Annotated in this window: 9 protein-coding genes and 1 pseudogene; all 10 read left to right on the forward strand. The window is 57.4% G+C overall.

Features of this window, described 5'->3' with window-relative positions:
• Nucleotides 1-14 precede the first annotated feature (14 nt).
• The 10 genes and pseudogenes from NCS02_RS33060 (at nt 15) to NCS02_RS33105 (ending at nt 9,903) form a co-directional block, all read left to right on the forward strand.
• Nucleotides 15-1,253, forward strand: a complete 1,239-nt coding sequence (locus NCS02_RS33060) for a dienelactone hydrolase family protein (protein ID WP_250482218.1) — start codon at nt 15-17, stop codon at nt 1,251-1,253.
• A 117-nt stretch (nt 1,254-1,370) separates the two neighbouring features.
• Nucleotides 1,371-2,492: a porin gene (locus NCS02_RS33065; RefSeq protein WP_250482217.1), complete on the forward strand. Its 1,122-nt coding sequence runs from the start codon at nt 1,371-1,373 to the stop codon at nt 2,490-2,492.
• A gap of 177 nt (nt 2,493-2,669) precedes the next feature.
• Complete coding sequence (gene trpC / locus NCS02_RS33070) at nt 2,670-3,455, forward strand: indole-3-glycerol phosphate synthase TrpC (protein WP_250507997.1); 786 nt, start codon at nt 2,670-2,672, stop codon at nt 3,453-3,455.
• 60 nt (nt 3,456-3,515) lie between these two features.
• Entirely contained in the window at nt 3,516-4,313 is a 798-nt protein-coding gene (gene mhpD / locus NCS02_RS33075; protein ID WP_250482215.1) for a 2-keto-4-pentenoate hydratase, read from the forward strand.
• On the forward strand, nt 4,310-5,077 hold the full coding sequence (locus tag NCS02_RS33080; RefSeq protein WP_250482214.1) for a 2-keto-4-pentenoate hydratase: 768 nt from the start codon (nt 4,310-4,312) through the stop codon (nt 5,075-5,077). The genes mhpD and NCS02_RS33080 overlap by 4 nt, the downstream gene beginning before the upstream one ends.
• 231 nt (nt 5,078-5,308) lie before the next feature.
• Complete coding sequence (locus tag NCS02_RS33085; RefSeq protein WP_250482213.1) at nt 5,309-6,271, forward strand: acetaldehyde dehydrogenase (acetylating); 963 nt, start codon at nt 5,309-5,311, stop codon at nt 6,269-6,271.
• A complete protein-coding gene (gene dmpG, locus NCS02_RS33090; RefSeq protein ID WP_250507998.1) occupies nt 6,268-7,332 on the forward strand; it encodes a 4-hydroxy-2-oxovalerate aldolase in 1,065 nt (354 codons plus the stop codon). The genes NCS02_RS33085 and dmpG overlap by 4 nt, the downstream gene beginning before the upstream one ends.
• Before the next feature lie 235 nt (nt 7,333-7,567).
• Nucleotides 7,568-8,365: an MBL fold metallo-hydrolase gene (locus NCS02_RS33095; protein ID WP_250482211.1), complete on the forward strand. Its 798-nt coding sequence runs from the start codon at nt 7,568-7,570 to the stop codon at nt 8,363-8,365.
• A gap of 637 nt (nt 8,366-9,002) precedes the next feature.
• Nucleotides 9,003-9,210: pseudogene (locus NCS02_RS33100) on the forward strand (alcohol dehydrogenase catalytic domain-containing protein); the annotation flags it as partial.
• 216 nt (nt 9,211-9,426) lie between these two features.
• A complete protein-coding gene (locus tag NCS02_RS33105; RefSeq protein WP_250523622.1) occupies nt 9,427-9,903 on the forward strand; it encodes a hypothetical protein in 477 nt (158 codons plus the stop codon).
• Nucleotides 9,904-10,193 lie beyond the last annotated feature (290 nt).

Raw genomic sequence — 10,193 nt, forward strand, 5'->3', positions numbered from 1 at the left:
AAAGGACGAAGATCATGAACGGTGAATACATTGACATTGACGCGGGCAACGGCCAAGCCTTTTCCGCGTACCTCGCGCGGCCCCGGCAAGGGTCCGGGCCAGGCTTGATTTTGTTGCAGGAAATCTTTGGCATCAACGCCTACATGATGGACATGGCCGATCGATACGCCGAGGAAGGCTATGTCGTGTTGGTGCCCGACCTGTTCTGGCGCATGAAGCGCGGCGTCAATCTGGGGTACACCGGCGAGGACTTTGCCACGGCGCTGCGATATAACGACGAGTTCGACGTTGATCTGGCTGTAACCGATATCGAGTCGACGATCAAGACTCTCCGCTCGCTCGACCAACACGTTGGGAAAGTCGGCGCGGTAGGCTATTGCCTGGGCGGCAAACTCGCGATGCTGGCCGCTGCTCGCACGGAAATCGACTGCGCCGTGAGTTACTACGGTGTGGGGCTCGACGCATACTTAAAAGATGTACCGTCGATCCGATGCCCGATGGTTTTTCATTTTGCTGGTGATGACGCTCTGTGCCCTGAGGCAACACGCGAGACGATCCAGTCAGCACTTTCTGCACTACCTGCGGTCGAGCAATACGTGTATCCAGGGTGTGACCACGCTTTCGCGACTCCGCAACGTGAGCACTTCGACAAGCCAGCAGCGATGATGGCTAATTCGCGAACCATCGCGCTGTTGCGTAAAGTGCTCGGACCGATCTATGACCTCAACTCGCTGTGGGAACTGCACTGCTACCACGAGTTCGATTCGCGCGATGTCGATGCGATCTTGCCGACTATGGTCTCGGCGCCCTATGTCAATCACGTGCCGACCATGACGGGCGGGGTTGGATATAACGATCTTAAACGGTTCTATAAGTATCACTTCGTTCACGCGAATCCGGCCGACACTCACTTTATTCCGGTCTCGCGCACCATCGGTGCGGACCGCATTGTCGACGAATTCATTTTCTGTGCAACCCACGATCGCGAGATCGACTGGATGCTTCCAGGGCTGGCGCCAACTGGCAAGTACATCGAGATTCCCATGCTCGCCGTGATCTGCTTCCGGGGCGACAAGTTGTATAACGAACATATCTACTGGGATCAAGCCTCGGTCCTGGTACAGATCGGTGTTCTGGATCCCAGGGGACTTCCGATCGCTGGAATTCAGACTGCGAAGAAGATGATCGATGAGACCCTGCCAAGCAACGAGTTGATGAGGAACTGGGAGTCGAGCGCAGGAAAGCCGATCTGAACGGAAGTGCAGCGGGTGGTATCTCGGACGTCGCGCGTGGAACCGTAACGCTTTCTTCAACCGCGAAGTTACTTTTCGTGTGCAGAGCATCAACCACATCAACCAACAGGCATCGCCATGAGGCTGAAATTAGGTGTACTTTGCGTTTCCTTGCTTGCGTCTGCGACCGCGTTTGCTCAGAGCTCCGTAACCTTGTACGGGATTATTTCGAACGGCCTGGGTTACTTTAGCAATCAGGCGGGGCACAGCAATTGGGCGATGATCAGCGGCGCGAACCAGAACAATCGCCTAGGGTTCAAGATAGGAGAGGGTCTCGGCGGTGGCCTTACCGCGGTGGCGACTCTGGAGAACGGCTTTGACAGCAATAGTGGCAAGCTTGGGCAAGGCGGGAGAATGTTTGGCCGCCAGGCATTCGTCGGCCTGTCGAGTTCGACCTACGGGACGCTCACGGTCGGTCGACAGTACGACATGCTGTGGGACTATCTGGACCGTATCGAACCCCAAGCCATGGGACCAGGCCTCGGCGTCAGCGTCGGCAGCAACGACAACATCGAAGGCAACTTTCGATACAGCAACTCCGTGAAGTACGCAAGCCCGGTATGGGGTGGATTCGGGTTTGAGTCACTATATGCATTCAGCAACAAAGCAGGGAGCTTTCAGCAAAACCGCGCCTTCAGCGCGGGGATCAATTATGCCCTCACGAATCAACGATACTCGCTCGTCTATCTCGATATTGACCATCCCGGGACTGCGAATCCCAACGGCGCGGTTACGGACGACTATGCGGGCGCGCCCTTCGTGTTATTTCATACCAGTCCTCTGAGCGCCTCGGTGGGCGTGCGCAATCAGCGCGTGATCGCCGGTGGGGCGGAGTATGACTTTGAAAAACTCAACTTGGGAGGCCTCGTTTCGGACGTCCGGTACAACTATCTCGACAACACAAGTTTGCATCTTGACAACCTCAGCTTGGTCGGTGTTTACAAGGTGACCCCGGCCTTTTTCATGTCGGCAGCCTATCTTTATACCCACGGCAGTTACGGGGGCATCTCATCGAACCCGCACTGGAATCAAGCGCAGGTAAGTTTGGAGTACTTCCTTTCAAAGAGAACGGATGTTTTCGCCTACGCCAACTATATTCGCGCGTCTGGTTCCAACGCGCAGGCCGTCCTGTTCTTGTCGGCTCCGTCGAGTACGAAACAACAAACGGCTGTAGTGGCAGGGATTCGCCACAAGTTTTAACGGGAACGACATGGGGCTTGGCGCCGATTCGGCGACCGAGTGTAGACGAACGACATCGTGCCGGCGTACGGGCCTTACCGTCCGAGCAGCGCAAGGTATTTCAGGATTAGGCGTGCAGGTCTGGAGTAGCACTGTACAGAATGTCGGATTGAAAGAAACAACGCGTGGGGTAACGGTATGAGCACGATTCTCGAAAGGATTGTTCAACTCAAGACTCGCGAGGTGCGGCTCGCGGTGGAGCGCATGCCGCTCGCCGAACTTAAGGAAATCGCGGCGACGCAAGATGTCAGAGATTTCACTGCTGCGCTGCACGCTAAAAACAGCGATGGTCTGCCTGGGGTGATCGCAGAAGTGAAAAAGGCCAGCCCGGCGCTAGGCATTTTGCGGCCGGATTTCGAACCCGAGAGTATTGCACGCTCATACGAGCGAGCGGGAGCGGCATGCTTGTCGGTGCTCACGGATCGATCATTTTTCTGTGGAAGCGCATCAGATCTTCGCGCCGCGCGCTCGGCCACTCGCCTTCCAGTGCTTAGGAAGGACTTCATCGTGGACGTTTACCAGATCTGGGAGGCGCGCGCCATGGGTGCGGACTGCATCCTGCTCATCGCAGCGATGCTCGATGTCCAGGCGATGACGGAGTTCGAAGCCGTTGCGTCCGAACTTGGGATGGCGGTGATCGTGGAGGTCCACAACGCCGCGGAGTTAGAGAAGGGCCTTGTGCTAAAGACACCTCTCATCGGTGTGAATAACCGAAATCTTGCAACGTTCGAGACTTCCATTGCCACAACCACCGCGATTCGGCACTTGATTCCCGACGACAGAACTGTGATTTCTGAGTCGGGCATTCGGTCGCGGCACGATGTAGAAGAGCTTGGTTCGATCGGGGTCGACAATTTTCTCGTCGGTGAAGCATTGATTCGAGCCGAGGATCCTGGTGCGGCGCTTGAGCGCATGTTCCTTTAGCGATGTACTGCGTCACCGATATTACATCCGTGGTCGACTATTAAAGAGATGAGAGAGCTTATGGACACTCAACAGGCTGCGGCCGCGCTGCGCGATGCAGCAGCGAGAGGTAGATATATTGCCCCATTGCGTGAGACATATGAGCAATTTGGCATCGAGGACGCTTACGCGATTCAGCGTATCAATACGGATCATCAACTTGCCGATGGTCGACGGCTCGTCGGGTGCAAGATTGGCTTGACTTCGTTGACTGTGCAAAAGCAGCTCGGTGTCGGCCAGCCGGACTTTGGCATGTTGTTTGACCACATGGGTTATGGCGATGGGGAACCGATTCCCGCTTCGATTCTCCACCAACCGAGGATCGAGGCGGAGATCGCTTTCGTCATGGGTCACGATATTGCAATGCCGAATCCGGGCCACCACGAGGTTCTGCATGCAATCGAGTACGCACTGCCCGCACTCGAAATCGTCGGTAGCCGCATCGCCGACTGGAACATCCGCATCACCGACACGATCGCTGACAACGCATCGTCTTGCGCGTACGTGCTGGGCAGCACTCCGCGCAAACTCTCAAGTTTCGATTTACGTCTTTGCGGGATGTCGATGGAACGGCGGGGCAGTCTCGTCTCGGTAGGTGCCGGAGCCGCATGCCTGGGCAACCCTCTTAATGCGGTTGTTTGGCTTGCCCGAACGATGGCCGCGCTTGGCACGCCGCTAAAGGCGGGCGATCTGGTCCTGTCAGGCGCGCTGGGGCCCATGGTCGGCGTCACGCCCGGCGACGTCTTCGAGGCACGCATAAACGGCCTCGGCTCTGTGCGCGCAGTTTTCGATCATGACCTGAAGAAGGCACATCAATGAGCAATGCTATTGAATATGCGATGCTGCTCGATGAGGCGGCACTGAATGCGACAGAAGTGGCGCAGTTCGACCCGGAAGGACGTCTGTCGCTCGATATGGCGTATTCCATCCAGGCCGCGTCGATTCAACGGCGCGTCGAACGCGGCCATCGGCGCGTAGGTGTAAAGATGGGCTTCACCAGCCGTGCCAAAATGGTTCAGATGGGCTTGTCCGATGTAATCTGGGGGCGATTGACGGCTGATATGCAGATCGAAGAGGCCACGGAAATCGATCTCTCGCGGTTTGTGCATCCGCGCGTTGAGCCGGAAATCGCGTTTATTCTGAAGCAATCGCTTCCGGGCGACGTCACGGGCCCGCAAGCGTTGGCCGCAGTGGAGGCTATCGCTCCTGCGCTGGAAATCATCGACTCGCGATACAAAGACTTCAAGTTTTCGCTACCCGAAGTGATTGCGGACAACGCATCATCTAGCGGTTTCGTAATCGGTGCCTGGCGCGACCCACACATCGACTTTTCCAACCTTGGGCTCACCCTAAACATCGATGGACGCGTCGTACAAGTCGGATCAACCGCTGCTTTGCTGGGCCATCCCCTGCGCTCACTGGTAGCCGCGGCGCGTGTTTCCGCTCAAGCGGGCGAGCCGCTGCAGGCAGGATGGGTTGTGATGGCCGGCGGTGCGACTCCCGCGGAATGGATCAAACCCGGACAGCATGTATCGGTCGACATGGAACAGCTGGGCGGCGCAAGTTTCGAAACCAAGGAGTGAGGCGACGCCCCCGTTCTGGTTATGCGAATTGTAGAACCCGCCGAGCGCCGACCACAGCACTAATTAGATCTGCGGCAGCGGAACCGGGACGCCTGATTTCGCAAGCGGGGGCGCAAGTGCTCGACAACTGAAGTTACTCGATGACCGGGCGGCGCAGCGGTAGCGTCTTCGAGGGCGGCACTGAGATGGACGGTGATCGACGCTGTCCAGAAGTTACATTTGGAGTCACACATGAACGACAAGGTGAAAGTCGCCATCATTGGGCCGGGCAATATCGGAACGGACCTCATGATAAAGGTAATGCGCAACAGCAAACACTTGCAGATGGGTGCTATGGTCGGCGTCGATCCCAGGTCAGAAGGCCTGGCTCGTGCTGCACGAATGGAGGTGGCGACGACCGCAGAGGGCATCGAGGGTCTGCTGAGACTCGATGTGTTCAAGGAAATTGACATCGTATTTGATGCGACGTCAGCAAGCGCGCACAGGCACCACAATGGCATCCTGCAGGATCATGGCATTCAGGTAATCGACCTGACTCCTGCCGCGATTGGCCCGTATGTAATTCCGGCGATCAATCTTGAGGATGAGAACGCGACGAATATGAATATGGTCACGTGCGGTGGCCAGGCCACCATTCCGATCGTCGCCGCGGTCTCTCGTGTTGCGAAGATCCACTACGCGGAGATCGTAGCTTCGATTTCCAGCCAATCTGCGGGGCCAGGCACACGCGCAAATATTGACGAGTTTACCGAGACGACGCGCGCCGCAATCGAAAAGTTGGGCGGTGCCACACGCGGTAAAGCGATCATCGTACTGAACCCGGCTGAGCCGCCGTTGGTGATGCGCGACACCGTCTTTGTGCTGTCGGAAAAGGCGGATCCGGAAGCTATCGAGGCAAGCATCACTGAGATGGTGCAAAAAGTACAGAAGTACGTTCCGGGATACCGCCTTAAGCAGTCGGTGCAGTTTGACGTGATCTCGCCTGACAAGCCGCTCAACGTGCCGGGCCTTGGATTAAAGCACGGCCTGAGGACATCAGTGTTTCTCGAGGTGGAAGGCGCTGCTCACTATCTGCCTTCGTATGCAGGCAATCTCGACATCATGACGTCGGCGGCACTCGCCTGCGGTGACATGATGGCACAGCGCCGGATCGCCGCCGGCATCGCGCGGGGCTACAAGGAGACGACGCAATGACATCAGCTGACAAAAGACTCTACATTTCCGACGTTACGCTGCGTGATGGCAGTCATGCGATCCGTCACCAATACAGCGTTGCCCACGTAAAAGCGATCGCTGCGGCGCTCGATGCTGCTGGGGTCGACAGCATCGAGGTTGCCCACGGCGACGGTATCGAAGGATCAAGTTTCAACTATGGATTCGGCGCTCACAGCGACGTCGAATGGATCGCCGCCGCAGCCGAAAGCGTCAAGACCGCGAAAATTGCCACGCTGCTGATCCCAGGCATCGGCACTACGCACGATCTGCGCCATGCCTTCGATGCAGGTGCACGGGTGGTACGCGTGGCGACCCATTGCACGGAAGCCGACGTATCCCGCCAGCACCTCGAATTTGCCCGGAAGCTTGGGATGGACGCAGTCGGCTTTCTCATGATGAGCCATATGACTACGCCGGAGAAGCTTGCCGAACAGGCGAAGCTGATGGAAAGTTTCGGCGCGACGTGTGTGTACGTTGTTGATTCTGGCGGTGCGCTGGGCATGAACGATGTACGAGATCGGTTTCGCGCATTCAAGGACGCTCTGAGCGCAGATACTCAAACTGGCATGCATGCTCATCACAATCTCAGCCTCGGTGTGGCGAATTCGCTGGTTGCAGTGGAAGAGGGGTGCGACCGCATCGATGCTAGTCTGGCAGGCATGGGTGCGGGTGCGGGCAATGCGCCGCTTGAAGTTTTCATTGCGGCGGCTCAGCGGCAAGGCTGGAATCATGGATGCGACTTGTACCGACTCATGGACGCTGCCGACGATCTCGTCCGTCCGCTGCAGGACCGGCCGGTACGTGTTGACCGCGAAACGCTTGCGCTCGGCTATGCTGGCGTTTACTCCAGCTTCTTGCGTCATGCGGAATTTGCGGCCAACAAATACGGTCTGAAGACCGTCGATATTTTAGTTGAGCTAGGCAGGCGAAAAATGGTGGGCGGTCAGGAAGACATGATTGTCGATGTCGCTTTGGATCTGCTTAAGAGCAGGTCCGAGCAAGCCGTGGCTCAAGAGCCGGCCATAAGTGAAGCAGGGTGACCGTCGTGGCGGCGTCATTGCCGCCCACGGTCTTTATCGCACCGTCACACCGTGGCCTTGACCTACTTCAACACTTTTCCGCTGCGTGATCATGCAAAGACTACTGGCCTGCCATCAGCATCAGCCCCTCGCGTACCAATTGCAAATCGGCACTGTCAAGATCACTATAATCGCCGAGTCAGTGGGACCCCTGTTGCGATGGCAGGAGCTCTATCCCGACGCCACAGAGCAATCGATGGCGTCATCCAATACGTCGGCTAATCGCAACCTATACGACGCCCACAGCGGTCGGCTTGTCATCGCCATACAGGCTTTCCTCATAGAAAGCGACGGTATAAGGCTACTGGTGGACACGTGTGTTGGCGACTGCAAGCAAAGAGCGCGACCCGAGTTCAATCACGCCGGATTCGGCTGGCTTGATAGACTTCGAGCAGCTGGCGTCAGCGTCCACGATGTTGATTTCGTGCTGGCCACTCATCTGCACGTTGACCATGTCGGGTGCAATACGTACTTCGAAGACGGGAGGTGGCGGCCCACGTTTCCTGGGGCGCGCTACCTCTTCGTTAAAGAGGAGTTGGATTTCTGGACAAGTGATTCGGCAAAATGTCCGCTGGAACGGACGGGAGACTACATCGGAGATAGCATTTTTCCGATCTTCGAGGCGGGACAGGCCGATATCATTGACCATGGACACGTCATCAATTCATCGATCCGCTTGATTCCCCTGCCAGGACACACTCCAGGTCACGTCGGAGTTTGCATTGAAAGCGAGGGCCGACGCGCGGTCATTTCTGGCGATCTATTCCACACCCCGCTTCAATGTGAGAACCCCGACTGGAGCACTAGGTTTTGCGTTGATCCTCAGCAGTCTCGTCAATCCAGACGAACGTTCTTCGAAGAACACGCTGACACAGAGACTACGATAATACCTGCGCACTTTCCTTACCCCTGTGCGGGCTCAATCCACCGCAACGGCGGTAGCGGTTACGAGTTTCGATTTCTCAGCCCTGAAAAGGTATCCAATATTTTTTAGCTTTTGAATGGAACTCTCGTCACCAGTGTTCGTGAACAGTCCGGATTGAAATTGTAAGAGCGTCAGGGCGACCGAGATGCGCGCCGCGCTGTCAGGCTGGTTGAGCGCAACCAAGCGCTTGTATCGGCGACACGAGGCTTGACATAACGCCGTCAAGCAAAGTCAATTTGACATAAGGGAATTTACCGACCGTAACGTAGGACTGCTATGGTTAAGCGCCGCGTCAATAGGACCTGCAACGTGAGTCACTAATGATTCGCGGTGGCTCGTCGACGAATCCGACGCGCCACTCGGCGGACCCGATCTGACCGAGTTCGGCCACAAGGAGCCGTTCTCCTATCGAAAACGGCTGCCATTCAAGCGGCAGCAACGGCTTTGAAGCCGACGGACGACATACCTGTTCAAAACTGGAGCGGCAACGGCCTTGTCATCGGTCCCAGATCCGGCCGATGGAACACTTGTGCAGGGTGGTCGGTAGGTCAATGGCATGTCGGCGTTGAACAGGGCGCTGCAGCAACGTCAGCCAGCGTCGGGGGCTGGTTCTGCATTCGGATAGGGCCGGCCGTTATGCAAGTAACGAGTACTAGGCCTTGCTGGAGCGGCATCATGTGGTTTCCAGCATGAGTCGCAAGGGAAATTGCTGGGCCGCGCACCCGGCGCGCACGAGCTAGAAATCGACATCGCCTTCTGTGGCGTCTCCCATTCCGACATCCATAGGGTACGCCGCGAATGGGCCGGTACGCTGTTTCCCCGCGTGCCGGCCCGGAAATCGTCGGGCGCGTGTCGGCGGTCACCGCCCATGTCTCGGGGTTCAAGGCGGGCATCTTGTCGGAGTCGGGTGCATCGACCTGGCGAGCGGCACCGGCCTGGGCCTGTCGATATTAGCCCGTATTGCCTGTTTTTTGAAGGCGGCGCTAACCTTCTCTCACGGCTTGGACGGCAGGGGCTTGTCTGTGCCGATGACGTTTCCGAGATAAGCCCTGTGAGCCGAACCTGTGAGACGCCGAGTTCCAGTCTTGATTCGGCCGTTGCCTCATATCCACCCACACGCGAGCAAGGCCTTGATCAGATATGCCGCTGCGTCATTCATTCTCGTTCTCTCCATCTTGCTGGTCGGAGCATCGGCCGCGCCGCTGAGCAAACAGCCGAACTCACGGACGATTGCTTTTGTTGTTGCGGTGGCAACGAGTGATTTGCGCAGTGCTAGGGGAGGAGGCGAACATGTGTTTGCTTATGCTCCGGACGAGAGTGAGGGGACACTGTCCTCCGCCATAAAGGATTGGTTGTCGCAGGGGGACAAGGCGAGATTGAGGCTCGCGCCTGCTGACCAGGCAACCATCTTCGCATTCTACTGGGCGGCGACGCGGATGCCTCCGCAGTCGCGGTGCTTCATGGACATCGATAGCGAGGAATGCCAGCAGGATCTTGGTTACTGGCTAGCTCGGGTGCGAGATGGCGATCCGGAGTTCGTCTCAGCTTATCGGCAGGCGCAGATGCGGTTGAGCCTGCCCCCGCTAGCTACCCAAAGGCACGAGTGACCGTCGAGCGCATTCACGGCAAACACCGCCCGTACGCGAGCTCGGCGGGCGAGCGGTTGGGGCGGCGGACTGCGGCGCTGACCAAGAAAATCAGGCGTCGTTGAATCAGCCCCGGCTGCCATCGTCTGGTTCGCGAGGCTAGCGCCAAGCTAATGGTCGATCATGGTCTATTAGCGGCCGTTAGCCTGACCGCCGCCCGACCGTCGGCCAGGGGTCGATGTCCGTCATTCCGGCAGCGGTGATCTATTTCACGTCGAAGGGCGTGTGCGCCCGCTTTCGATGCGTGCGAA

The sequence above is a fragment of the Caballeronia sp. NCF2 genome (assembly GCF_023631205.1).
Taxonomy (GTDB): Bacteria; Pseudomonadota; Gammaproteobacteria; order Burkholderiales; family Burkholderiaceae; genus Caballeronia; species Caballeronia zhejiangensis.